The organism is Prosthecobacter sp. (genome assembly GCF_044232965.1).
In the GTDB taxonomy this organism is placed as follows: Bacteria; Verrucomicrobiota; Verrucomicrobiia; order Verrucomicrobiales; family Verrucomicrobiaceae; genus Prosthecobacter.
In genome coordinates, this window is record NZ_JBIIKX010000082.1 from 1 (window position 1) to 24302 (window position 24302).

Genomic DNA, 24302 nt, shown 5'->3' on the forward strand with positions numbered 1-24302 from the left:
GGATTCCGTCGGCGAGATGTCTGCCTTTGCGGCACCTGCGTGCCATCCGGCGTGGACGCTGGTCGTGAGAAGAAGGAGAAGAAGGTATTTCATGGTGTGGTGGATGGTTGGGGCTTTTGGTTCGGTGATGCTGTATTTCATGTTTGGCATTCATTTCCTACTGCCTCGGCACAGCCGGGCCCAGGCAGATGCGAAAGCCATCGCGTGAGTCGGAATAGGTCACGCTGCTGATTCCCAGCCGCACCGCACAGCGGGCGTTGCCGGGCACATCGAAGTAGTTTCCACCCCTGCAGACGGGGCGGGAGACGGTGCGCTTTTCGGCGTTTTCATAGTGGATCTCTTCGTGTCCGCCTTTCGGATCGAAGTGATCGATGACGAACTCCCACACGCCGCCGCACATGTCGGCCAGGCCGAAACCGTTGCGACCCTTTTCACCGTAGTGGTCCACGGGCGAGACGAAGGGAAAACCATCGCTCCAGGGCGCCTTCCCCAGCGGCCAGGTCTTCGTGCGGCCCGGCAGGAAATCAATCGCGGAAATGTTCAGGCGGCCTTCGCCTGCTTCGAGATCGTTGCCCCACCAGAAATAATGGCTCTCCTTGCTGCCGCCGCGGCATCCATACTCCCACTCCGCTTCCGTGGGCAGCCGATACTCCAGCCCCTCCGGCAAGCGGCCGGCTTTGCGTTCCCGCTCGGTCAGCCATTGGCAGAAGGCGTTCATGTCGTTGTAGCTCACGCACACCACGGGAAAGTCGTCCCGGTTTGGGAAACCCCAGTTCGGATCGCGCCAGCTCTTGCCCGGCATCGGCTTCCACGGTTGAATCACCTTCCCTCCTGCCCGGCGATAGCCGTCCCATTCGAGATCGAAAACCTGCGTCTTGCCATCGGGCCTCTCGGCATCGGTGACATACTTGCTCTCCATGGCGAAACGCCGGAACTGACCGACGCTGACCTCCGTGCGGCCCATCCAGCAGCCGTGCATCACGCGCGTAAATCGCGGCTGTTCGCCCTCGAACGACTCACGATTCGTCCCCGGTTGCGCGCCCCCTTCGATACCCGTGGCCCACGCCTTCTCCTCCGGCGTGCTGCCCATCATGAACTCGCCCGGCGGCAGGTAGAGGGCCTCCAGCGTGACGCCGTCTCCGAGGTCGAGCCGCTTGGAGTCGCCCGTCTTCGGTTCGGCGGCGTGGAGTGCGGCCAGCGGCATGAGCAGCAGTGCGGTGAGGATGAGCCGGCAAAAAAATGGGCGGCAGAAAAATGGACTTTGTATCTTCATGGTTTTGTTAGTGATCATTTTGTCAACAAACTCCGGGATGGTGTTAGCGGGTTCATGGTTTGGTGTGGCCGCCATCTCCGGTGGGTCGATTTGGCTGAGAGTCATGCTGGCCGTTGCGTCATTTGTCCACTGAGGCAGGCTTTGTTTCGCCAATGCCCAATTGGGGTTTGAGGAACATCTCTGGCTTTGAATTGGTCTTGGCGATGGATGGTTGGGCGCTGTTCTTTTCGATGAAAGCCGTGAAGTCATCGTCGCTGCGGTAGAATGAGGATTGCTCGGGTTTGTCCAGCCATCCGGCCTTGCGAAGTTGCCAGTGCAGCAGCACGAGGTTGTCACCGAACATTTGCAGGCGTTTGCGTTGCGCCTCTGTCTGAGTCTTCGACATGGCGTCGAGGTAGATGGCTTCCATCCGGGGGAAGAGTGGCAAGTGGATGGCCTTCACCTGCGCAGGCACGGCGTCGTATTCGAAGTCCTTCGGGTTCGCTCGCTTGTAGGTGGCGAGCTTCTCATCGAGCAACTCATAGATCTGGCCGATGAGCGGTCCGCCGGGGCCGTAAGCGCGCTCCAGCCAGTCTTTGCTGAGGGCATCGACGTCGGCATCGGCGTGCCACATGAGTTTGGCCACGACGTAGTTGTGGAGGCTTCCCCAGCCATGGGTGGTGCCCACCGTGGACCCCCAATACACGGACTGCCAGTCGTGCTTTTTGATCGCGGGAAAGAGCACCTTCAGGATGGATTTTCCCGGCGGATAAGGCGTGCCCATCGGCCTGTCCATGCCGACATAGGTGGAGTAATCGACCCATCCCATCCGGCCTTTCATCAAGCTGTCCCAAGCGGCTATCACGCGGGGAGCCTCCGCTGCGAAATCGTCGCGATAGAGCGTGAATCCATAGTAAGCACGCACCGCGAGGGTGAGGTAGAGATTGGATTCGATGACCATCGGCTTTGCCGGCGGATAGGTGTAGGCCGCATAGACGTAGCCGCCGAGCAACTTGTACGGCTGCTGCGTTTTCACGCGCCGCGCGATCTCGTTGTAAAAGGTCAGCACGCGCGGCGTCTTGGAGAACTTGCCATACATACGGTTGCCTGGCCAATCGCACGGTTGATCGAGAGCTTGGCAGGTCTCACACTCACACCAACCGCCGCCATCGGACGGCGCAATGGCCCACATCTCCTGTTGCGGACTCTTGGCCATCTCTTCCAGCAGAGCAGCGGCATACAGGTCGAGCAGTCCGGTGTTGGTCGTGCAGAACTTCATCTCCTGCATTTCGCGACGCCAATCCTCGATCCGAGTCCGCTGCCCTTTGACCAGAGCCATGTATTCGGGGTGGCCTTTGAGACGCTCGGGCATGCCATAGCGATGCCAGGCGTGATTGAACTCGGTGCGCAGGATCGGTTGACGGCTGCTGGTGTTGCGCAAATTACGGAGCCACTTGTTGCTGATGGCACCGAAGCTCATGGTCATGCTGCGGCTCGGGAAATCGGGCTGATCACGCAGTGTGATCTCCTGCAACGTAAGCGTGGAGTGCGATGGAACATCCTCGCCCCATTCGCCGGGCATCAGCCAGCGCACCCCGACGTAGCGCTCCAAAAACTCCATCACTCCGTAGTAGGTGCCATCTGTGACGCCACCGGCGGCATTGACCTCTCCATCCTTCGAGTCCCGACCGGCGATAAACACCTGCCTGCCTTGGGTCTTAATTTCAAAGCCTTCATCAGGAAGCTTGGCGACGTCGATACCTGCGCGACGCGTCTCTGGAGTATCACCCAAAACGATCATTAACTCAGCAGGCTCCGAAACGATCGGCAGTTTGGCTTGCGTGGCGATCTCCAGCACGCGCTGCAATTCCCTGGCCCCCTCCTTGACGGAGGACGGAGCGTCGTTGGCATGGTAGATGACATACGCTGACTGGCCGTCCTTGACGACGAGGGTACCGCTTGCGTTCAGTGCGGCGACCGACGTGAGCAGCAAAATGGGAACAAGTGTGAGGATGAGTTTCATTTTAGAGTTCTTCACGGCTTTTTCACGACGATGATTCGATCACAGAGCACCAGATCTTCCTTCGCCGTGCCGCCGTAGGTGGGGCCGTCGATTTTCAAAGAGACCCAGGCTTCCCATTGATTCGATGCACCAGGCTCATACAGGCGCTCGCCGAGCTGCTGATTCGTGGCCCAGCTTTTGGCCGAGAACCAAATCCAGGAGTCCGGGGTCAGGGTGATGGGGCCCAGTTTGTAGAGGCGGTATTTGCCGGGGGTGATGTCTTTTTGCTCCAGGCGGATTCGCGCGCCCTCCTTGCCCTTGGATGGTTGGCGCGATTCCCATTGGTAAAAGCCGACTTGAAACGGCATATCCGGCACATGAATGGTCGTGGCGTAACCCCAGGCGGCTTCGGCATCCTTCACGGTCAGGGGGCTGCTCTGTCGGCCTGAGTTGGTGGGCACAAAGGTCTGGATGCGGGAGCGATCAATGCCATTGAACTCGGCTGGCAGGGGCTTCTCCACGCCACCGCCCTCGATCATGGCCATGAAGTCGGCGAGCGCTCCGGGCGCAAACGGTCTCGGGCTGGCGGCTTTGATCCGGTTGGCGAATACGGTGGCGTCCTGGAAGTAGTCCGGGTCGGATTGGCGCAGTTTGAACCATTTCCATAGGCTGGCGAAATCCAACTCCCGTCGCAGCAGGCGGACATTGATCAACGGCTCTGGCGATGCGGTGACTCTGGCCTCCATGTCGTCGAAACGGCGCTGCCAGCGATGGATGTTCGCCTCGGTCAGGTAGGGGAAGATGTGGTCTTCGAAACGTGGTCCCGGCGTGAAAGTGACGCCGTGTGGCAGTTCGCGCATCGCCTCGCGGCCTTGCTCCAGCTCCTCCAGGTAAAGGCGTGCCAACTCGGCGGCCGGGCCGTATTGGTGATCGGTGAACTCGCGAATCAGCGCATCGGTGTCGCAGTTCACATCCTGCATGAGTTTGCGGATGAGAAAGCCCTGCAACTCGCTGAGCCCGGAGCGGTCGTGTGCGCCGCGGTGGTCGGTGAAGACGCCTTCGACGCCCGCTTTGTGCATGAGGCGCATCTGATTGATGTTGCGCCGCAGATTGCCCACCGGCAGCACCTCTCCACTGCCCCACGGATTCGGATAGAGCCAGGCCCACAGATGTGAGCTGACGCGGCCCCAGGCCTGGAGATCACGATAGGTTTCCTGCACGGCGGCATCTGGATGATTCCAGTCGGCGAAAAAGCAGTCTTCGATGGGCGCGAAGGAGATGATCAGGTTTTCCGGCAGTTTGCCTCCAGCGGGCAGCGTGGGCGGCTTCTGAGTCTGGCTGCGGCGGTAGGCCAGTGTCTTCACGAACTTCCCGGGATGCTGCTTTTGCATGAGACCACAGAGTTCGATGAGGTAATCGTAGATCGGTCCGCCCGGGCATTGATACTTCTTCTCCAGTGCCTTGCAGTCCGGGCAGGAGCAGAAGGCGTCTGGATTGTCGGCGGCGTCCACCGTGATGATGTCGTTTCCGGGGGCGATGGCGATGTGTTTGAGGATGTTGCGCGTCAGTTCCTGCCGCAGTGCGGGATTGCTGAAACACAATTGCAGGCCGGTCGTGCGCTTGCCGTTGGCGTGCATGCTGAAGAACTCGGGATTCGTCGCGAAGTAGTCCAGCCGCTCCATCCACGGAAATGTCTTTGAGTAAACCGTGTCCGGCGTGGGCGGGATGTAGGCAAATGAGCTGTGCACGAACTTATCGTTGCGCAGATACGGCACAAAGCTGGCCTCCGACCGGCTCCCCCATTTCTCCGAGCCCATGTTGATCCCGTTCTGATAAAAGAAGTTCGCATCACCGATCAGCCCAACCTCGCGCGAGCGGAAGGAGAAGCCGCGCTTTCGCTCGAACGGCTTCAGCGTCACGGTCGGTGTGGCGGGAATCACCGGCTTCTCAAACACCGAATACCAGCGCCAGCCCAACTCGGTCTCCAGGAACTCCATCACCGCATGCAGGTTGCCATGAACGCCCTTGCCATAGAGAAAAATATCGCCGCCTTTGCTCCGGGAAACATGTTCCTGGTCCGTCAACTCCTTCAACGGCTCAGCGCCCAACTTTTCACTCACTGCTGCACTGATGCCGACATAAAGACAAGGGCTGTCACCAGTAGCCTTGTCCGCATCCAACACCGGGAACTCCGCGCCAGTGATCTGCCTGAGGTATTCCGATAGCTTGGTCACCGCGTAGTCATCCACTGGCGAAGGATTCGCCGGCTTGACGATGCGGAACTCGGTCTTGCCTGCCGTGGACAGCGGGAGGTCAGCAGCATGGAGCGCAGCCAGTGGGGTCAGCAGCAGGGTGGCGAAGAGTGTGAGTGTGTGTTTCATGAATTAGGAGGTGCTGAGAAGGAAATGTTGCTGTGACTATTTTTTCGCTCGCCGCTCACGAATGACTGGTGCGAGGAACTTGGCCGTCTCGGTGGCGATGACGTTGTAGCCGGCGATGTTGGGGTGCCGGTCACGAAACCAGCCGGGGAGGTGTCCAAAGATCGCGTCGAGGCGGTTGTCGAGCACGACGACTTTGGGATCGGCTTCGGCGTTCACATACCGTTGAGCGATGCTACGGAGATTGTCGGGAATCTTCGAAAGCGGATAGGCACGGTAGTTCAACATGTCGGGGCCGCGTTTGAGTGCGACGGCATAGAGCGGGTAGATGTCGAAGAGGGTGAGCTTCTCCTCGCTGGCGACGGCGCGGATGAGGTTATTGATTTTCGTGCTGGTCTTTTCATCGGCGAAGGGAATCACGGTCATGGGTATCAGCATCGCCTGTGGATGATCGGTGCGCAGCTTCGCCAGCAGCTCGTGGTAGTCCTTCGGGAAATTCGCTTCAAAGTTTTCACGCTTCGAGTCGTCGTTCAGCCCGTAACGAATGAAAATGTAGTCGAGCCCGGGCAGCTTCGATACCTTCGCCTCGTAGCGGCCCGAATCGATCAGCCCTCGAATGAACTCACCGCTAAGGCCCAGATTGATCACGTTCGTGGGTGGCAGATCGGCCTCAGCAGCGAGCAGGAGCCGGATCACGTCCTCAAATCGCAGCTCTTTCGGTGCGACTACCTTCGGCATTCCCGCTGCAGTGGAGCTATCACCGAGGAGCAGGATTTGGATTTTGTCCTCGTGCTCCGCATGCGATGTCGCAAACGTGAAGGCGAAGATGGACAGGGTGGCAAGGCTGATGCGGAGGAATGAGAATCGGTGTCTCATGGTTCGTAAATGGGTGAGCGTGCGCTGCTATTTGCTTTTCACGGTGAGTTCCGCGGTCATCTCCAGCAGCGCGTCCATGATCCTCACGGAGGCCTGCGGCTCCAGGTAGTTCGTGCCGGGCCAGGTCTCGTAGCCGCCGAGTTCGAAATGCCGTGGTGTGGGCAGGTAGCCGTAGTAACCGTTCGCGAGTTCGACCATGAAGGAGTGGGCGAATGGGCTGCGCTTTTTGAACTCTAGTCCCGTCTCGGCAAAGGTCTCACAGGGCGATGTGCCGATGCAGACATCGCCGATGCGCAGCACTTGCACGGGCGCTTTCGTTTCGGGGCTGGCATTGGCGAGGCGCTGCACGCGCCCGGCATACACGGTGGCGATGTCGGCTTTGCTTTGAATGCGCGTTGCCTTGGCTTCGGTCTCCTTGGCCCAGGCGAGCAGCTCCGGCTCCACTTTGCGCCAGGCGATGCCGAGTTCGCGATAGCGTGCATCCAATGAAGCGCTGCCTTTCCACGCTACTTGCGCGAGTGCTGCATTGACTTTGCCAGCCACGTCTTCCGCGACGAAGCGCATCTGCTCATACGGCGGCTTGCGGGGGCGCGGCGTGCGGAAGTTGTTATTGTTGATGTCGCCACTAGTGCCATTGGCCATCATCGCGACAAAGGGCGGATCGCTCTCGCCTCCATGCTGGAGTTTCTTCAACGCCTCGCAATACATGCCATAGTAGTCGGCGGAGATGTGCCCTTCGCCGACACCACCGACATAGTGCAGCGAGTAGGCGGAATAGACGGAGATGAGACGCCCCGCAGGCTCGCGCAGCGCGATGAAGGACACGGTGGGATCGGTCGTTCCGGCGGGCTCGACGAGATCGGGGCTGCCCGCGGGCGGGTTCATCTTCACCTTGTCCTTTGTGCCTCCAAATGGGGTCACCGGCACCGTGCCCTCCTTCATGAACCAACGCCGATTGAAGACATGCTCGGGCACTTCGACGGTGCCAAAGGCGATCTCCGCAGGCCGCAGGTCATTGATCGCGCGGCGCACACCATCCGCGATGCGGCGCGCGACGAAGCGCTGGTAGTCGGTGAGTTCATGATCGGAGTAGAAACCGCGCGGCGGCGCTCCAATCGCATTGCCCGCGCTATGCGTGTGCGTGGCGGAGATCAGCACGTTCGCCGCCGGAATGCCGATCGCATCCTCGATCAGCTTGCGCGCCTCGATCGATACACAGCGATGCAGTGCGAGAAGATCGCAGACCACGAGGGCGATCTTCGTTTTGCCATCGTCGAGCACGAGGCAGCGCGCATGAAGTTCGTCATGAATGTGAGTCGCGGGGAACGGCAGGAAGCCGCCCACGATGTCGATGCCAAGCTCCGGCGTGATGTTGCTCGTCGCGGCACCAGCGAGGAGCTTCGCCACTGGAGCGTCTGCTGCGCTGGCAACGGAACCAAGGCCAAGCAGGGCGGCAGCGATGAGTGGGAGGAGTGTTCGTGGAGACATAGGGTTTGTTGGTTGGCTTTACTTGCTCGTCTCAGCGGTCCAGATGGGCTTGCCATCCAGCCACGTCTCGCGCACTTGCGTCGTCTTGAGGTCGTCGAGCGGACAGGTGAGCACATCGCGATCGAGGATGATGAAGTCGGCGCGTTTACCGATTTCGAGTGAGCCGGTTTCTTTTTCGAGGAACAGGATCTTTGCGTTGTTGATCGTGTAGAGCCGGATCGCTTCCTCGCGGGTGAGGCTGCCTTCGAGATGCAGCGGTGTATCGAGGTAGCGGCATTTTCTCGCGACGGCGATCCACATGCCGAGCCACGGGTTGTAGGGATTGATGGCACGCAGGCTGCCGATTTTCTGCATATGATCGCTGCCGCCTCCGACGGTTACTTTGGCATCGAACAGCGTGCGCAGCGGTTGGAAGCGGCTCATGCGTTCGTCGCCGAATTGCTTCAGCAGCGTGGCACCATCGAGATGGAACCAGATCGGCTGCATGTCGATCACCGCGCCGAGCCGTGCGGCCTGCGCGATGCTTTCAGGCGTCATGAAATTGCAGTGCGTGATGCACGGGCGCGACTCGCGGAGGGGCGTGTCCTTGTTCACCTCGTCATACGTGTCGAGCAGCAGCTTCACCGCACCATCGCCGACACTGTGGGCGGTGAACTGCAAGCCTGCGCCTGCGACCTTGCGCACCATCTTCACGAGATGCTCACTCGGGGTGCGCTGCACGCCGCGATAGTCCTTGTCCGTGATGCCGTAGATGCGGCTTACGCCCCACGGTTCCAGCATCAGCGCGCTGCCGGTGAGCATGCCGCCATCGAGCCAGATCTTCGTGCCGATGATCTGCAGCATCGGGTCCGGCTTCGTCAGCGGATGCTTGATGATTTCATCCAGAGCCAACTCCGTAGTGCGCCACAGGCTGCCGGTGGAGAAGGTGTGCGACAAGCGCAGGCGGACGGTAAGCGCGTTGGCCGCGCGGAGAGCCTGATACACGTCAATGTTACCCTGGCTCGCACCGCGATCCGCGATGGTGGTGAAGCCGACACTGTTGTAGTCGGTGAAGAGCTTCTTCACGAGATCGAGCGTCTGCGCCGCGTCCGGCTTCTTGCTGACCGCCTTCGCGTTGATCTTCGGACTGAACGCATGCATCAGCCCCGTCGGCTCGCCTTTTTCATCGAAGACAACCACGCCCGTGGAGCCTGCGGGAACTTTGAAATTCCGATCAATCCCCGCAAGCTGGAGCGCGAGTGAATTCAGCATCGAGTCCGGCCCGGTGCTGAACTGCACGGGATGCTTTGGCGCCACGCGATCCAGTTCCTCGCGCGTGGGGTAGCGCTGCTCCTTGAGTCGCGTGATGAAGACCTGCCCGATGCCGATGAGAGAGCCTTGCGGCAAGGCCTTCGCGCGGCTCGCGATGTAGTCGAGGAGTTGCGGAATGTCCTCGATGTCCGGCACCGGATGATCGAACTCCATCGTCGCCGCGCCGACCGGATGCGCATGAGAGTCCATCAGCCCCGGCAACACCATGCGCCCGCCGAGATCCACGCGCTTCGCCTCTGCATGATCTGCCGCCAGCGCCTTCGCCTTATCACCCAGCGCCACAATGCGCTCGCCATCCACCGCCATCGCATCGGTGATGGAGAAGGACTCATCCACCGTGACGATCTTACCATTCGTGAAAATCGTGAGCGACGCCGCGTGGAGCGCGGCGAGTGGCGTGAGCAGCAGGGCAGCAGTGAGTTGGAGGAGAGTTCTGGGGGACATAAACAGTTTCAATTTTCAATGAGTGGGATTGCATAACTAATCCGCATTCTTCAACTCCTTGAAAAATGCTGCGAGACGTCTTCCCCCGAGAGTGTTCGGAGCGCCATCATGACCGTCGCAGGGCGTGCTCGTGATGAACTTTTTCGTGGTCGCCGGGATATTGTTGAAAACTGCAAAAACCCCTGTCGGGGCACAGGTATTGTCTACGAATCCGGTGCTTATATATATGTCCGCCTTAATACGTTTGGCAAAATGGATGTTGTCGTAATATGAGACTGTTTTGGCGACGGCCTCATCATCTGGCTTGCCGTCCTTTTCGCTGAAGAGATGTGGCCATCCGGATCGGCGCTGTGGCTTGGCGAGCATGCCGGAAAGTTCGCTGAGAGCCGGAACGCTCGCCAGGCAGAGCGTCACCTGCGGATCGAGTGCCGCTGCAACTATCGCCTGAGCACCGCCTTGGCTCACACCCATGACAATCAGATTCTTGCCATCCCATTCCGGGAGGGACTTAACGTAGTCGAGGGCCCGCATCACACGCATGTAAATGCCTTTGAAATAGAATTTATCCCTGTCATTTTTGCCGCGACTCCAATAGTCCTTGAGTTCATTCTGGCTTAAATCGCTATAGAATTTGCTGGGTTGTCCATTGGCAATGCCATGGGCGTTGACATCGAACGTGATAGCGCAACTCTTATCATGAGAAAATGTATCCCTTGCACTTCTTACGCCTGCACTGTGGTAATTGACAATCGCCGGGAGGCTCTTGGGATTGGCGCCAACAGGCTTCCAAAGATAGCCTGAACCTGGCATCCCACCGGCACAATCCACCTTCACGTCGTAACATTCATATTTGGCCTGTTGAAGTGCAGGAACATCAACTTTCACGACCTCCGCTTTAACGGGGATCATATCAAGTTCTTTGCGGCAGGATTTCCAGAATACATCGAAATCTTTCGGCTCATCACCCGTTGATTTTATCTCCAGCGGAGCTACCATCGCGCCAATTGCGGCCTCCAGCGTAACCTCTTTATCATTTTTGTCTTTCTGCTTCAGCGGGTTGCCGTCGTCGCCGACAACCGTGAATTTAACCTGTATCCATCCGGGAAATTCTAGGGACTCTTCAAGCTTAAAAGGAGCTTCGGCACTGATGAATGAACCAGTTTTCTTTAGGTTGCCGTCACCTTGGAGAAGGTAATTGACTTTCTTTCCGACCACTGGTTTTCCCTCCAGGAGGACTTGCGCCGAAAAGGTGATTTTTTGCCCCTTGTCATAGATAGCGTCCACTTTATCCGTCTTAACTTCGACTCCGCCTTCGATGCCGGTGGCCCACTGCTTCTCCTCCGGCGTGCTGCCCATCATGAACTCGCCCGGCGGCAGGTAGAGGGCCTCCAGCGTGACGCCGTCTCCGAGGTCGAGCCGCTTGGAGCCGCCCGTCTTCGGTTCGGCGGCGTGGAGGCCTGTTAGGGGCGCGAGGAGGAGGGCGGTGAGGATGAGCCGGCAAAAAAATGGGCTGTGGGTCTTCATGGTGTTGTCTTCAATTATTTTGTCCTGGAAAGCAGGGATGCGGGAGGTGTTCTTCACGGCTTCTTCACAAGGATGATACGGTCGCACAGCACCCGATTCGCTTCCTCTCCGCCTCCATAGGCGGGACCTTCGAATTTGAGCGACACCCAGGCGTCCCAGAGATTGGTTTCCCCCGGACGGCAAAGGAACCCGGTTTCCAGCTGTGTCGCCCAACTGCTGGCGGCAAACCAGATCATTGAGTCCGGGGTCAACGTAATTTCCCCCAGTTTATACACCCGGTATTTGCCGGGGGTGATCTTGCTTCGTCCAATCTGCAGTTTGGGGCCGTGTGTCCCTTTGGGCGGCTGTCGGCTTTCCCATTGGACAAAGCCGACACTCAGAGGCAGTTCCGGTTTGGGCATATGCACCGATGCGGCATATCCCCGGGCCGCGTCGGGATCCTCCGGCTGGAGGCCCTGTCCGTGGTTCCGCTCGAGGTGTTCCGTGTTTGTCGGCAGAAGTGTTACGATCTTTGAGGGATCCAGATCTTTGAATTCCTCCGGCAACGGTTTTTCCTTGCCGTCGGTTTTAGCCACCGCCAGAAAATCTTCCAATGTCCGCGGTTCCAGGCCTCTGGAATTCACCGAACGAACCCGCTCTGCGATCACGTCGGGGTCTTTAAAGTATTCCGGGTATTTGTCCCGAAGCGTATGCCACTTCAACAGCGTGGCAAAGTCCAGCTCCCGGCGCAGCACCTTCACGGCGGAAATTTTGGTGGAATCGCCCTTCACGGCTTGTTCCATCTGATCGAAAGACGTCTGCCAGCGGTGGATGTTTTCCACAGTCAAATAGGGAAACACCTCGTCGCCAAAACGTCGTCCGGAATTGTGGGTGATGCCGGGCAACAGCACTTTGATCGCTTTGCGTCCCTCCTCCAGTTCTTCCATGTATTTTCGCGCCAGCGGGGCGGCTGGACCGTAGACGTGGTCCGTGAACTCCCGGATGTGCCGGTCCGTATCGGTATTGACGTCCTGGATCAATTTGCAAAACAGGTAGTGCTGTAATTCGCTGAGACCCGCGCGGATGTGAAACCCATTATGGTCGATAAACAGGCCTCTGACGCCGGCCTGATGCATCATGCGAATGTTGATGATATTGCGTTCGATGTTTCCCACCGGCATCACGGCGCCTGATCCATAGCCATTGGGATACAGCCAGGCCCAGAGGTTGCCCGGCACCGTGATCGTGTTCCATGCTTTCAGGTCCGCATAGGTTTCCTGATTGAGGGCATCCGGGTGCGTCCAATCGGCGAAATACGAATCTTCAATCGGCGCGAAGTCAATGATCAGATTGGCGGGAAGTTTTCCACCGTCGGGCAAAACGGGAGGCTTTTGCGTCTGGGCCCGCCGGTAGGCAGCCGTTTTAACCATCGTTCGCGGATGCCGTTCATGCAAAACGCCGCACAGTTCGAGAAGGTAGTCGTAGATCGGGCCGCCAATGCTGCCGAACTTTTTCTCCAGTGACTCGCAGGAAGGACAATAGCAAAAACGTCCGGGAAGATCCTCGGCGACCAGCGAGATCAAATTGTTCTCACCCGATTTCTCGATGTGGGTGAGGATGTTTTTCGTCAACTCCTTTCGCAGGGCTTCGTTGCTGAAACACAACTGCAAAGTGGCCACGCGTTCACCGGTGCGGGTCATCGAAAAAAACTCCGGATTGGTCTGGAAATAATCGCGTTTCTCAAGCCATTCAAATGTCTTGGCAGAGCGCGCTTCTGCCGTGGGCGGGATATACGCAAAGAGACTATGGGTGAAGATTTCGTTGGGAATGCGGGAAAGAATCCCCGGGGACGAGATATACTGCTGCTTGCGATCGTAACCCATGTTGATTCCAAGCTGGTAAAAGAAGTCCATCGGCACATGAAGAGCCGTCTCCCGTGAGAGGTAGGAATTTTCCTTCGTGCGGTTGAATGGCTCCAACGCCACCTCCGGACTGCGGGGAAGGACCGGTTCTTCAAAAAACGTAAACCAGCGCCAGCCCAGCGAGGTCTCCAGGAACTCCATCACCGCATGCAGGTTGCCATGAACGCCCTTGCCATAGAGAAAAATATCGCCGCCTTTGCTCCGGGAAACATGTTCCTGGTCCTTCAGCTCCTTCAACGGATCAGTGCCCAACTTTTCCCCCACTGCTGCACTGATGCCGACATAAAGACAAGGGCTGTCACCAGTAGCCTTTTCCGCATCCATCACCGGGAACTCCGCGCCAGTCATCTGCCTGAGGTATTCCGATAGCTTGGTCACCGCGTAGTCATCCACTGGCGAAGGATTCGCCGGCTTGACGATGCGGAACTCGGTCTTGCCCGCTGTGGACAGTGCGATATCGGCACCGTGCAGCGCATGAGTGAGCAGCAGGGTGGTGATGAGGAGGTGGGTGAGTTTCATGATGTTTGGTCGCAAATCATACCCTGTTGGGTCGGTGATCATACCCTGTTGGATCGTTCTCGAAGCAGGCCTATTTCCGCACGAAGATATTGCCCATCACGGTGGGTTCCCGAAAGTTGGTGCCGCTGGGGGAGAGCATGTAGTGCTCGGTGGTGTTGCCGGCTTTGCGCTGGCGGCAGATGTTCACTCCCCAGGGGAGGAAGGTCGTTGGGCGGGCGCCGGAGAGGGGTTTGGCGTCGATGCGGACTTCGACGGTCCAGCGGTCAGCGTATTTTTTCACGGCGGCTTTTCCGACGCGGTAGAAGGCGGGCAGGTCCTCGACTCGCTCGGTCACGCAGTGGTCGTAAATCACTCCAGCGGAGTTGATGCCGATGAAGGGACGGATGCCGCCTGCGGTTTCGAGGCGGATTTCCACCATGTCGTCGCCAAAGATGTCCATCGAGTCGGGCTCTTTGCATGCCTCGACCAACCGGTTCATCTTCGGCTCGCGACACTCGATGCCGACGATCAAGGCGGAGTTGTCATCGAGCCAGCGGAACGCGACCTGGGTGTCCACATGGTGCGGCGTTTCGCCGGTCAGCATCTCGCGCAGGGGCTGGAAGGCGTAGCCCTGGGGATCGTCGGCCCGCCAGAATGGCTTGTTGAGGTCGCCATCGACCACTGGCGGCTCCTGGGCGGTTTTGATCTGGAGGTTGGGGCCAGTGCGCTTGAGTTTTTCAAAGAGCAGCTTGAGCGGCTCCATCTCGCCCGTGATGCCGGCGATTCGGCGACCATGGATGGACTCTCCGGCCTTGGCTTTGGCACGCCCGAGGATGTCGAAGTAGCGGTCCACATCGGCCTGTTTCAAGAAGCCGCCCGCAGAGGTGATCTGGCGCGGATCGGGGCGCATCCACACGCTCTCGGCGAACGTGAAAAACTCCTTCATCTCGGCCTTGGCCGGACCGTAGAAGAGTTCGAAATACTCATCCATCGTGGCCTGGATGTCCAAGTTGCGGTTCCAGCACAGCTTGCTATGCAAATAGAGCATCAGGTGGCTGATCCATGGCCGGGCCATGATGGGCATGTTCGCGGCTTTCGTGTCGATAGTGCTCGCGGTCCAGCCGATCTCCGCCGTGAAGCCGAGGGCGTGGTCATAGAGCCCGTCAAAGCTCTGTTTCATGTGTGCTGGAAAAATGATCGGGACGGGCGGGAAATTATAGTTCGGGGCGTGCTGCAGGTAGTATTCCCAAATGAGAAGCTGTTCCGAGCTGTTCATGGCGGCGATCCATTCATTGCGATTGGCCAGTTCGTGCGCGCGATCGGCCAGACTCCAGCCGGCGGCGGTCTGGGTGTATCCGATCACGACATCGTCCGGCACCTTTTTCAGGTGCGAGGGGATTTTGCCAGTGGGTCCGTAGGCGAAGACGGTGAACTTTTTGTCCGGATACTTTCCCTTCAAGCGGTCGCGCACGGCCATGTTGAAATCCCACGCATAATCGCTGTAGCGCCCGGATTGCCCACGCTCCTTGAACTTGTCCCAGCCTGCGGCGGCGTCGGCGCTGTCGAGCAAACTCCAGCCATCGGGCTGCCCGATGCCGATGTAGCCGATGCCGGGAAAGTGCTTGTCCACGACCTCGAGATACGCGGCGGTGTCAGCACGCAGGCGCTCGCTGCTGAATCGCGGCGTCTTGTAATCGACCTTGCCGCCCACGCGGCCGTAATACTCCTGCGGCTGTTGCTCGGGCGCGATCTCGATGGGACCACTCACGCTGTGATAAATCGGAACAAAGCGATCCGACCCGACCCGCATGGCCTTATACCATAGGAACTCATCGGGAATGGACCACCCGACCCGGCAATCGGCAAAAAAGCGCACCGGAAACTCCGGCTCTTCCTTGGTGTTCTGAACTTTGATGGCAAGATTTTTGGACTCTGGAATGACGAGGCCCAGTTCCGGTATCGGCGCATACCACCGCATGCCCAACTGCTCCAGCAGCGCATAGACTCCGTAGAGCGTGCCGGTGCCATCCATCGTGTGAAAGCCGCACTCCTTGCTGAAGTCGCGGTAGTCCGTCAGGGGAGGAAGGCGCCACTTATGCCCGGTCAGCTCCTCCCACTTCTTTTGCCACTCATTCCGGGACACATCGCGGAAGAGCGAGAAGGACTTGGCGAAGTGGTAAAACTGCGGCCCGGCCACGATGACATGATTCTCCGCAGCCACGATTTTGAAGCCGTCGCGCTTCAGTCCTTCGAGTGAAAAGCCCAGCTTCCGCGTGGCATCACTCTCGCCGAGATAGACTTGGTTTTTCACGCCTGGCGAGGCGGCCTGGACGATGGGCAACTCCGCCCCGGACATCGCCCTCAGGTGGCGCTGCAACTCGCGAGCAGCGGTGCGCACGCTGGGCGTGGCGTCCTGCGCCAGGACGATCTCGGAGACGGGTTTTCCCTCGACGACGAGCGGGACATCGGCTGCGGAAAGGGCAGCTGTGGTGAAGATGAATAGCAGGAAGAGTTTCATGTTTCTGGAACTGGTTTTTATGGCTTCAACTCGGCCAGCTTCTTCTTCACTTCATCGAGCAGGACGGCGGGAGCGCCGGGCACTTTCGCGGCCTGTTCGAAACTTTGACGCGCCCTGGCCTTGTCTCCCATGTCGCGATAAACGTCGCCGTAGCCCATAAGAGCCGTGCAGATCCAATGCGGATCGTTGCGAGTGTTTTTGTCCAGCTCGGCGAGGTCCGCCAGGGCCACATCGTGCTTGCCGAGCGCGGAGAGAAGCCGGGAACGTTCGTTTAGCGCACGCTGGAGTGAGCCGCCGCTGGGGTTCAGACGGATCATCTCCGCGTAGGCTTCGAGCGCCTTGGTCTGGTCTTTCCCGGAGCGTTGCGCGTTTTGGGCAATCTGGTGCCAAGCGGCTGCCTGGTTGTTCAGAGAGATGGTGTGTTTCATTGCCTCCCTGGCATCCACCTCAGCCGCCGCCATCTCGCCGAGGGCGGAGTGGGCGCGGGCGCGGGCCATGAGCGTGGGATAAATCAGAGCGTCCGGCCACGAATCCGCATCGAGCCTCTCAGCCGCCGTGAGCAGTTCGGCCCATTTCCGCGTCTCCAGGTAAATCTGCGCTTTCGTAAAGTCGGCGTCCGGTTTGAGTGGAATCTTGTCCGCCAGCAGCAGCGCCGCTTCGAGCTGTTTGTTGCGAGCGGTGGCCAGGGCCGCGTGCGACAGCGCATCGGCCTTCTGCTCCGGCTTGGCAGCGGTGTCCGCCAGCTTGACGAAGAAAGCCGCCGCCTCAGCGTGCTTTCCGCTTTGCACCAGTTTGAGTCCCTCCTGCCGCTCGGCGATGAAGTGGGGCTCAGCCCATGCGGGCAGCGCGATGATGGTGATGAGGAAAAGGATAGGTCGAATCATGGGTCTTGAGAGTGGCGATGGAATGATGGAGTCTTGGCAGGCAGTGATTGGGTAAGCTGGCAGACCGGCGCTAACTTCGTATTTGTTGAGAAACGCCCGGTTTGATTGATTGAGTGGGTGGCTTGTTGGTCATTTGCTTTGCACTTGGCCAGCCGCATCCAGGGGGTCGTGCAGCACCCGCTTGTCGGCGGGAAGCGTGGCGACTAAATCTGGCAGATCGTAGAAGCGCAGCGCGCCGTGGACGGTGTTGACCTGCTGGTTTCGCGTGTGCGGCGTGGAGATGACATCGGTCCAGCTGCGCAGGGTGCGCTCGAGACGCGTGCTGGCGAAAAGTTGCGGCTCCAACGCGGCGGCGTGCAGCGCGGGGATGCCGCATTCGCCGAGGCCGGTGAGGTGAACGGGCCGGCCTTCGTTCCACTTCTCTGAAGCGAATCCAGCGCAGGCGAGGGTGTCCTCGGTCCTCAGGCCGACCAGGGATTGGCCGAGCAAATAAGCAAGCGTGGCGGACTTCCAGTTCGGCTCCTGGAGTGCTCCGAAGCCGGACGCCCGTTTTCCCCGCTGCATTTCGCCCAGGCCGCGCAGATCCACGGCCAGCACGGTCTCCCCCGCGCGGGCGAGGGTTTCGAGAGCGCCACCCGGCGCGGCTTCCGTCTGTTTGCCATCTTCGTGCAGGTAGAGCCTGAGGCCGGTGCTGGCACCGTCCGGACGAAACAGGAGCGCGGGCAGCACGGTCCCTTCGGCATTGCGCAGGGTCAGTTTCTCGATGCGCACCGGTCCGCGCTGGAGCGTGTCTCCGGCGGTCGCGGTGAAAGGCGGCAGTTCCGCGAGCGGACGAATCCCGGCGAGTTCGCGAACCTTGGCGAGGGCGGCGGGTCGCGGACTGGACTGCCAAAAGCGCTGGCGTTCCGCCGTGAGCGGCGCGGACACCGCCGCGATCAGATCGAAAAAGGAACGCGCTCCGGGCTGGCGCAGCACGTCGCCTTCCGGCGTGCAGAGGATTTCGCTCGCGGGCAAAATCTCGAACGCAGGTTCTTTCCACGCATCATCGCGGCCCGCGAGCCAGCGGCGGAACCATCGCGCGGAGGCCTCGCGCATCTCGATGGCGAGGTCGTGCTTGGTGTCAGCCTCAACCAGCTCGACGCGCTCCGGGAACCCGAGCCGCCCATAAACGCGCTTGCCCTCGCGGAAGACATTCCACGCGCCCTGGATGTCGAAAAAATCCTTTGTCGCCGCCATGATGAGCACCGGCCGAGGCGCGCTCATGAGGACGTAATCGGACTGGTCCAGACCGGCGGTAATCTGACCGAAATGATTTTGCTCGAAGTCCTGCGGACCGATGGTTTCGAGCAGCCGCCGGAAACCGGTGAGATAGCAAGCGGGCGCAGCGGCGACGATGCGTTCATCCAGTGCCATCAAGTAGCTGGTCATCGTCCCGCCACCTGAGACGCCGGTGCAGCCCAGGCGGTCGCCCCGGATGTCCTGCCGGCTCTGGAGGTAATCAAGCGCTCTGATGCCATCCCAAATCATCGCCCGCGCCAGACTGAGGCCCACCGGAGTACCGGCGATGCTCATCAGTTGATGTTCGCTGGTGGGACTGCTGAACTCCGGCGTGCCGTCCGGCTGCCGATAGTGCCGCCTTTCCCCCTGGCCGATGGGATCGAAGCAGAAGACCGCGAGACCCGCGTGCACGAGGCTGATGGAAGCCTTCTGATACACGTCACCCGCCTTTGCAATATCTGTGTGCCCGCAGGGCATGAGCACCGCAGGATGCGGCCCGGCCCCTGGCGGAAGATAAAGCAAGCCGGAAACGATGAACCCCGGCTGGCTTTCAAACAGGATCTTCTCCATCCGATACGCTCCGCAGTCGCGCTGGCCCGTCACACGTGCCTTCAAGGGCGTGCGCTGCGGCAGCCCACCCAGTGCCGCGAGGAAGCTGGTCCGCTGCCGCTGCTGCCACGCTGCGACATCGGCGGGCGTTTTGATCTGCGCGTAGGCTGCATCGCGGCGGTCCAGCGCGGCAAAGGCGAGTTTCTTCAACTGCGCCTCCAGCAGCGCGGTCGGCGCGACGCCGTCCACCAATGCTGGCAGCACCGTCAAGTCCGCCGCGGCCTGACCTAGCAGCGAGAGCGGGAGCAACAGTGAGCACAGGAGGGGTAGCCGTCGATTCATGAGGAAAAAGAGTGGTTAGCGATGGAGGGGTTTAATTGGCGGGAATGGCATAAACCGGACGCCAGATGCCACCGGCGCCAGCCTGATTATGCACGCGCACGTGGAGGACGTTGTGCGCTCCAGGCTTCAGTTGCTCTGCGGGCACTTCGACGATGAAGGGTTTATCATACAAGGCAGTGTAGGCTTTCTTCTCCGACTTCTCCGAGTGCTCGCCGACCTGTTTTCCGTTGAGATAAATCCAAGCCTGCTCATCCACACCGGCGAACAGGAGCCGCAACGGTTTGCCTTGTGAAGCAACTGGCATGGTGAAGGCGACGCGATACCAGCCATCGCCCAGGAGTTTGCCAATCGCCTCGGATTCCTCCCAAAAGGTGGGCACTTGAATCGGCAGCCAGTCGGACTCTGCATCCCTCGCTGGCTTGAACCACTCATCCTTCGCTCCCATCTCCGTGGGGTCGGCGCGGAATCGCCAGTCGGTCAAGGCAACGCTTGGCCCCCTGGCGATCTGATCCTTCCATTCAACGGGCGTTGCAAAGGTGTCCTGGTAGGACTTCTCGCGGACTGTCTTGAGCGGGTGGCTGGCTGAAGCAGAGCCGTCGCCATTGAAGGAAAGCTCTCCATTGCTGCGCGGGTCCTCAATGCCGGCACCGCCTGGGACCACCGACCAGGCGCTGGCTCCGGCAGGACTGATGCGCTGGAAATTGACAAACCAGTTCTGGCCGGACGTCACGGCGGCGGGTGGGATGGAACGCAAGGGGATGGTCATCATCACGGTGAGACGCTTGGCCTTGGGATCGTGCGCTGCGGTGTGTGACCACTCGGCTTTCCACAAGGGATCGAACTTGTTGTAGCCGAGGTTCATCATGTCCTCGATCAAGCCGCGTGCAGCCTGCGTGCGGGAGTCGGGCTTGAGTCCGGCGCTGAACTTGAAGGTCACCTTCGAACCCGCTGCGGGCATGAGGTAGGCTTCGACACGCTCCTTCTCGATGGACTCGGCAGTGGTATTGGGCGGCAGGTCGTTGTCGAAGCGGAGATAGAGCTGCTTGTCGTCATACATCGCGCGGACTTGCGTGGCTGCGGTGGTCGAGCCGAGTGACTGCGGCTGGAGCTTGTCCCATTGGGGTGAATCCATCGTCACAGGTCCTTTCGCGAGGCCTGCGATCATGCGTTTGGCGTTCTGCAACGGAGCGTTGCGCTTGGCGGCGGTGTCCCAGTTGAGGAACGAGTTCTTGTAGGGCTCCTGGTAGCCATCATTCGTGAGCTTCAAATGGTTGGCACTATGACCGGAAGGTGGAAAAAGGGTGACGGGCCAACCCTTGAGCCCATTGCCCTTGGCGACGAATCGATCGATGGCAGCACGCCGGGCATCGAGGGCGTTGAGCAAGCGGTCCAACGACGCTGCGTCGGGCGATATCTGGTAGGCGTTGTAGAGATGGACGGCAGTGACCACGCCTTTGAGGTAGTCGAACTCAGCGCGCACGAGCGCCAGGCGGGTCTTCACTTTGGGACTGGTCTCAGCCTTTTCCGCGAGGGCCAATTGTTTCTCCATGCCTTGAATCAGCTCCACGGGATACAGGAAGGCGATGATCGATTCCGGGGTGGAGAGGTGCTTGTGTCCGCGACCATACATGTCCACAAAGCTCCAGCCATCCTCGCGCGTGGCCATGTAACGCGCATAGATTTCCAGCGAGTTGAAGAGCTGATCATAGAAGCCCATCATCGCGGAAGCCGACTTGCCGAAGGCGGCGCTCACATACTCGATGACGAGGTCCTTCGCGGTGTGCGCGCCAGGTCCATCGAACATGCGGCCCATGGTGTAATACGTCGGACCTTCGAGCCCATAGGCCGTGCCACCGTTACCGTCGCGGGCGATGGAGTGGACCTTGGCCGCCATCAGGCGCTTGGCGGCGTTTTCCACATAAAGCGGCGTCCGCATCGGGAAGTAGCGCGGCATCATGTTAGGGCACCAATAGTAGAGATAGGTGGCGAAGCCCTGCGGAGCGCCAAAGGTCTGCCAAGTGGCCAGCTCGCGATCGCGGGTGCCGGACATGGCGAGTCTCACGTTGGGCGGCAAGGTCTTGAAGGTCTTGGGCAGTGTCTCCGTGATCGCATATACGGTGATGGCGACGTTGCGGTCCGGGTAGGCCTTGTAGGCGCGTTCGGCGAGGTTGCGATGCAGAATCCAGACCTTCTCGCTCCAGTCAGAGCCGGTGCCGTATAGCTTGGTGCAGGCTTCACACTCGCAGCCGCGAAAGCCATCGGGCTGGCCGATATCCACAGTTTGAAAGCCCATCTTGAAGTGCTTCTCCAGGTCTTGATAGAGCAGCTCCTGCACCTCTGGATTGGAAATGCAGAACTGAATCTGTGCCTCGCTGCCTGTGAGTTGGCGCTTGCCGCCGAGCAAAGCGAAACGCTCAGGATGCTCGGCAAAGGCGGCTTCGCTGCAAGGGATCGCCCGATGCCAAGTGTGTGCGGCGAAGGTGGCGTCGATGTTTGGGAAACGATTTTGCGCGAGATGATAGAAGCTCACCGTCGGAGGCCAGGTGATGTCATACTCGATGGCCGGCGTGGCTTTGACAGCGAGATCCGGAGGCACTGCGATCCTCGGCGTGGGCAGATACTCAATGGTGGGCGTATTGAGCAGATCCACCTTCGCGACAGAGGCCAGCGGGACATAGCCATCCTGCTCAGGAAATAGGAAGCGCGTGCCCACATAGCGCTGAAGGAAGTCTGTCACAGCCTTTGCGGTGCCGATTCGGTCAAAGCCTGAACCTTTCGGGTTATTCGGTCCCCTGCCTGGCGCGGGTTCATCGCGACCCGCGATGATGAGGTCACGTCCAACCGCTTTGTGGACATAGCTCCAGCCTTTGCACTCAACACCATGGGTGCGCGCGAAAGATGTGGCACCCAGATAGATGGCTGGTTTGGCTTTGTCGCGGGCAGCCTCGGTCACGACTGCGAGTTCAGCGCCATTTGCTTTGAAAGCAGTCTGGAGCAAGCGCGCCACCTGTTGCATGTCCGCTCCGATCGCGGGTGTCGGGTAGTTGTCTGGCAGAACGATTTGGTAATCGCTCGCCCCCTTGTCTGCGATCACCAGCAGCGCAGCACCGAGCTTGTCCGCGATCTTCTCATTCAAAGCGCGCATCTTGTCGCCCCACACGGGAGCCATTTGCACCAGGTCGGAGGTGTCATAGCGCTCCATGATCTTCTGCGCTTCCTGCGTCTTGCCCTGCTTAAGTAGGAGCGATGCTTCATTGATCGTGGCGCTGATCGGCAGCCAACCCATCGACTTGCCCACACGGGCGAACGCCTTTTGATAAGCCCCGAGTGCCTGCTCTTCATTGGCCAACAAACCGCCGTAAAGCATGCCCAGGTCGTGCCAGTGCTCGCCGTTCTTTGGTGTCTGCTCGATGGCAAACTTCAGCTCCTCCTCAGCCTGCACACCGTCCTTGAGCGCGATGTAGGCCTTCGCCCGCAAATTGGCCGCCTCCGCAGCCTTCGCTGGCGCATCCTTCCATGCCGCGAGGTCCTCGTCCTTGAACTGCGCGATGAGTTCTTTGGACTGCTGGGCTTTGGTCAGTTCGCGCATTTTCGTGAGCGTGGCATCCGCGTCGGGACTGGCGGCATGAGCAGCGGCAATCGTGAGTGTGGCGAGAAAGAGAGTGAGCAGCCGTTTCATGTGGGTGTTCATTGGAGTGGGAAAAATTTATGGTTGTGCTTCGAGTTGCAGAGCCTCACGGAACTTGGCCAGTGACTCCTGCTCCTTGCCCTGCGCCGCGTGTATGTGGCCATAAGCGCGCAACAGCTTGATTCGCCAAGTGTGCGCAAGCTGGCTGAGGTCGCCGTAGGTTTTGAGCACGTCGAGGGCGGCATCTAGCTTCACTTGATCGGTATAAAGCCTCGCGAGTCCGACCGTGGCCGTGAGCGGCTGCCAGCCCAGAGTATTTGTGCCGGAAAGCGTGAGGGCCTCCTTATAGGCGGCGATAGCCTTGGTTTCGTCGTTGAGGTTGTTGATGTAGTTGTCCGCCATCAACAACGCGGCGTCCGGATTGCTGGGTACCAGCTTCCTGGCAGCTGTGAGGTCCGCTTCGGCGCGCGAGCCATCCTTGAGGAACGAATAAATTTGGCCGCGAATCTGCAACGCCTCGCTCGCCTGCCTGGCTTTCTCGGGAGGCCAGGAGGCGAAATCCTCGCCGCCATATTTCTCGATCAGCTCTTTCCCTCTCCGATCCTGAAACATCGCGCGCATCCGGATCACCGTGGAATCTTTGTCCGAGGCGTAGTCGTCGTATCGCCGGGCGACACCGGCCTGTAGCGCATCGCCGTGATGAAAATAGAAGCGATGGCGCAGCGTGATGCTCTGGCCCGCCGCGAGCGTGTAGTCGCCGGAGTGCGAGGCACAGGCAGGGCAATTCGCCCCCTTTGACGGCGCGCAGATGACGGTCTTGTGATCACCGTAGTTTCCCTTGAAGTGATCGGTGCCAAAGCGATTGGCCGTCATCAACCCATACGTCCGCGCATGCCAGTGCGTGGGGAAACGCAGGTTTGAAGGATGATCAAAAAGCGCGATGCCAACGGCCCTGCCGCTCGCATCGGGACCGGAGTAATCCGTCCACTCGGCGCGCTTGCCCCAGGCACCGGCATTCTTGTCGCCACGGCTGTTGATGATGGTTCCCGCGCCTTTGTTCCCCTTCTCATCCTCGACCTTCATCGTGCCCGCCACCCGCACCAGCAGCCCGCCATCACGCTTGTCGCCAAAGACGACCGGCGCATCCGCCGCTTCAAACGTGATGTCGTAATCCATCAGCAGCTCCTTGTTCTCCATCGGCGCAAACACCAGTCGCACCTTCTCGCGCAGCACCAGTTTGCCATCGCCCAGCCATTGGTTCCAAAGCACCAGTTCGTCCGTCTTTCCCGAGGTCATTTTTTTGATCTTCTCCAGCCTCACCTCCGCCGAGTGGCCCGCCTTTTCCTTGCCCGGTGCCCACCAGAAGTTGAAGCCATTCACGTCGCTGTGCGAAAATCGAATCGAGCGATGCCAAGGATGATCCGGATCT

The 24302-nt window shown here is 59.6% G+C and carries 13 protein-coding genes; all 13 read right to left on the reverse strand.

The genetic code is table 11. From position 1 onward, the window contains the following. Positions 1 to 157 precede the first annotated feature (157 nt). Positions 158 to 1273 (reverse strand): formylglycine-generating enzyme family protein, encoded by a 1116-nt coding sequence (locus tag ACILSI_RS23165; RefSeq protein WP_395724293.1) that lies wholly within the window; start codon positions 1271 to 1273, stop codon positions 158 to 160. Between the two features lie 118 nt (positions 1274 to 1391). Further along, positions 1392 to 3275, reverse strand: a complete 1884-nt coding sequence (locus ACILSI_RS23170) for a DUF4838 domain-containing protein (RefSeq protein ID WP_395724294.1) — start codon at positions 3273 to 3275, stop codon at positions 1392 to 1394. 11 nt (positions 3276 to 3286) lie between these two features. Next, positions 3287 to 5635 (reverse strand): DUF4838 domain-containing protein, encoded by a 2349-nt coding sequence (locus ACILSI_RS23175; protein ID WP_395724295.1) that lies wholly within the window; start codon positions 5633 to 5635, stop codon positions 3287 to 3289. A gap of 36 nt (positions 5636 to 5671) precedes the next feature. Continuing rightward, on the reverse strand, positions 5672 to 6508 hold the full coding sequence (locus ACILSI_RS23180; RefSeq protein WP_395724296.1) for an SGNH/GDSL hydrolase family protein: 837 nt from the start codon (positions 6506 to 6508) through the stop codon (positions 5672 to 5674). A 27-nt stretch (positions 6509 to 6535) separates the two neighbouring features. Next, complete coding sequence (locus ACILSI_RS23185; RefSeq protein ID WP_395724297.1) at positions 6536 to 7996, reverse strand: neutral/alkaline non-lysosomal ceramidase N-terminal domain-containing protein; 1461 nt, start codon at positions 7994 to 7996, stop codon at positions 6536 to 6538. An 18-nt stretch (positions 7997 to 8014) separates the two neighbouring features. After that, positions 8015 to 9751, reverse strand: coding sequence for an amidohydrolase (locus tag ACILSI_RS23190; RefSeq protein WP_395724298.1), 1737 nt, complete (start codon positions 9749 to 9751; stop codon positions 8015 to 8017). 36 nt (positions 9752 to 9787) lie between these two features. Then, complete coding sequence (locus ACILSI_RS23195) at positions 9788 to 11332, reverse strand: acetylxylan esterase (protein WP_395724299.1); 1545 nt, start codon at positions 11330 to 11332, stop codon at positions 9788 to 9790. Further along, positions 11329 to 13695: a DUF4838 domain-containing protein gene (locus ACILSI_RS23200; RefSeq protein ID WP_395724300.1), complete on the reverse strand. Its 2367-nt coding sequence runs from the start codon at positions 13693 to 13695 to the stop codon at positions 11329 to 11331. The genes ACILSI_RS23195 and ACILSI_RS23200 overlap by 4 nt, the downstream gene beginning before the upstream one ends. 70 nt (positions 13696 to 13765) lie before the next feature. Beyond that, complete coding sequence (locus ACILSI_RS23205) at positions 13766 to 16192, reverse strand: DUF4838 domain-containing protein (protein ID WP_395724301.1); 2427 nt, start codon at positions 16190 to 16192, stop codon at positions 13766 to 13768. Between the two features lie 17 nt (positions 16193 to 16209). Further along, entirely contained in the window at positions 16210 to 17076 is an 867-nt protein-coding gene (locus ACILSI_RS23210) for a hypothetical protein (protein ID WP_395724302.1), read from the reverse strand. Positions 17077 to 17205: 129 nt separating this feature from the next. Next, the gene (locus ACILSI_RS23215) at positions 17206 to 19245 is read right to left on the reverse strand and encodes an acetylxylan esterase (RefSeq protein WP_395724303.1); all 2040 of its coding nucleotides are present in this window, start codon (positions 19243 to 19245) and stop codon (positions 17206 to 17208) included. A 31-nt stretch (positions 19246 to 19276) separates the two neighbouring features. Further along, positions 19277 to 22924, reverse strand: a complete 3648-nt coding sequence (locus ACILSI_RS23220) for a DUF4838 domain-containing protein (protein ID WP_395724304.1) — start codon at positions 22922 to 22924, stop codon at positions 19277 to 19279. A 27-nt stretch (positions 22925 to 22951) separates the two neighbouring features. Beyond that, positions 22952 to 24302 (reverse strand): DUF6807 family protein (locus tag ACILSI_RS23225; RefSeq protein ID WP_395724305.1); only part of this gene is annotated, 1351 nt, incomplete at its 5' end.

Coding starts and splice junctions, on each gene's coding strand:
- ACILSI_RS23165 (WP_395724293.1), bottom strand. CDS start 1,273: ATGAAGATACAAAGTCCATTTTTCTGCCGCCCATTTTTTTGCCGGCTC.
- ACILSI_RS23170 (WP_395724294.1), bottom strand. CDS start 3,275: ATGAAACTCATCCTCACACTTGTTCCCATTTTGCTGCTCACGTCGGTC.
- ACILSI_RS23175 (WP_395724295.1), bottom strand. CDS start 5,635: ATGAAACACACACTCACACTCTTCGCCACCCTGCTGCTGACCCCACTG.
- ACILSI_RS23180 (WP_395724296.1), bottom strand. CDS start 6,508: ATGAGACACCGATTCTCATTCCTCCGCATCAGCCTTGCCACCCTGTCC.
- ACILSI_RS23185 (WP_395724297.1), bottom strand. CDS start 7,996: ATGTCTCCACGAACACTCCTCCCACTCATCGCTGCCGCCCTGCTTGGC.
- ACILSI_RS23190 (WP_395724298.1), bottom strand. CDS start 9,751: ATGTCCCCCAGAACTCTCCTCCAACTCACTGCTGCCCTGCTGCTCACG.
- ACILSI_RS23200 (WP_395724300.1), bottom strand. CDS start 13,695: ATGAAACTCACCCACCTCCTCATCACCACCCTGCTGCTCACTCATGCG.
- ACILSI_RS23205 (WP_395724301.1), bottom strand. CDS start 16,192: ATGAAACTCTTCCTGCTATTCATCTTCACCACAGCTGCCCTTTCCGCA.
- ACILSI_RS23210 (WP_395724302.1), bottom strand. CDS start 17,076: ATGATTCGACCTATCCTTTTCCTCATCACCATCATCGCGCTGCCCGCA.
- ACILSI_RS23215 (WP_395724303.1), bottom strand. CDS start 19,245: ATGAATCGACGGCTACCCCTCCTGTGCTCACTGTTGCTCCCGCTCTCG.
- ACILSI_RS23220 (WP_395724304.1), bottom strand. CDS start 22,924: ATGAAACGGCTGCTCACTCTCTTTCTCGCCACACTCACGATTGCCGCT.